1 protein-coding gene is annotated in these 1,122 nt (G+C 30.3%); it reads left to right on the plus strand.

The genetic code is table 11. The features are described 5' to 3' along the window. On the plus strand, nucleotides 1-865 hold an 865-nt coding region (locus HMPREF2907_RS08010), incomplete at its 5' end, for a hypothetical protein (RefSeq protein WP_210388599.1). Nucleotides 866-1,122 lie beyond the last annotated feature (257 nt).

A 1,122-nucleotide genomic window follows, 5' to 3' on the forward strand; every position in this document is an offset into this window, starting at 1 on the left:
TTATTTTTTCAGCAATTACCGTATCTTCTTTTCCCCTTTTGAAATCCTCAGCAACAAAGCTATAGAACAGAACCTGCAAGGGATTTGCGTGGACGAAGGAAGGAAATTGAATAAGGAAGAATTATTAGCCAGAGGAATGACCAGTTATTTCAGATATTTATCACAAGGTAGATATTATGACGAAATGAATAGTGAATGGAGAGAATATTGCCCTGTCGATGGTGCTTGTTGGCTTACTTCTGTTGGGAAAGCAAGCATAGCAGAATATATTTTTGATAGCAGAAAAAGGAAGTTTTTAAATCAAGAAGAAGGCAAGAAAATTCTTTTCTCTAACTCAGGTTTACTATTTTCATCAAAGAATAATCCAAAAATAAATAATGATAGTTTTTATTCTGTTATAGAAAACAGCTCCGTTCATTTTTTCCCGTATAAATGTTGCAGTATTAATGATAGAAAAGATTTAACGGAAGATGATTTCCCATTTTTAGGAGTGCCTAATTATCTAGAAGAAAGAGGTTTAGGAAGCTATTTTTTAAATGTTTCTAGTTTACATATTGGAAAAAATAATAACTTAACTTATATAAATAAAAAGTATATTCTGAATAATTGTGGTGATTATTTGCCTGAAAAATACTCTGTAGCATCACCATATTCGGGTACATATGAGATGAAAGCTCACAATGAATTATATATCCCATACAAAAATTTTGAAGTTTATAAAAAATATATTTTTGATTTAAATATATGCTCAAAATGGGTAAATAATAACACACCTTTATATAAAGTTGATATTTCTAACCCTGAAGAAAAAGTTATATGGGATGGACAATATCTTTTTTCTTGTAACGTCAAAAGCAAGCCTTAGCATGTATAAAGTCTCTGTTTCATTAGGTAGCATGTGTGCGGAATGGACGCACGCGGTTGTTTGGATTTGGTATTGAAAGGTCGTCTGAAAATTTCAGACGACCTTTTTAGTAATCCTATTGCATAAAAATGACATTCGTGGAATAATCCGCAAACTTTAAAATTAGGTAAACATATGATTAAAAACAAGAAAATAATTTTTGTGATTTTAACTTTAGTTATCTTGTTCTCAATTTATTTTTTCAGCAATTACCGTAT

Source organism: Neisseria sp. HMSC055H02 (genome assembly GCF_001813335.1).
GTDB classification, from domain to species: Bacteria; Pseudomonadota; Gammaproteobacteria; order Burkholderiales; family Neisseriaceae; genus Neisseria; species Neisseria sicca_C.